The sequence below is a fragment of the Pseudotabrizicola sp. L79 genome, from assembly GCF_036553525.1.
Taxonomy (GTDB): Bacteria; Pseudomonadota; Alphaproteobacteria; order Rhodobacterales; family Rhodobacteraceae; genus Pseudotabrizicola.
Genome location: NZ_JAZHDA010000028.1, coordinates 1 through 341 on the forward strand (window position 1 = coordinate 1; position 341 = coordinate 341).

A 341-nucleotide genomic window follows, 5' to 3' on the forward strand; every position below is an offset into this window, starting at 1 on the left:
ACTCGCCGAGGCTGCCGACTCGGCCTATTCCCTAACCCGCGGGCTGAAGGACACGTCCAGCGCCGCAGAAGGCGCAGGAGGTGCTGCTCGCGACGCGGGGGCGGCATAGTCCGACGGCGAGGACACGGCGCTCTCCGGCTGGGAGGCCGTCACCGCCGCACTCGCCGACTATGCCTCCAAGTCGCTCGACATTGTCTGGGATATCGGCTGCGCGCTGGTCGGGGCCTTACAGAGCGCCGATAACGCTATCGGTGACTTCGTGAAGACCGGCAATCTCGACTTCCGCGTTCTTGTGTCCTCGATTATAGCCGATCTTGCGATGCTGGTGGGGCGCCGCTTCA

Annotated in this window: 1 pseudogene; it reads left to right on the forward strand. The window is 65.4% G+C overall.

The features are described 5' to 3' along the window. Positions 1-151 precede the first annotated feature (151 nt). Positions 152-341: pseudogene (locus tag V3C85_RS00150) on the forward strand (phage tail tape measure C-terminal domain-containing protein); the annotation flags it as partial.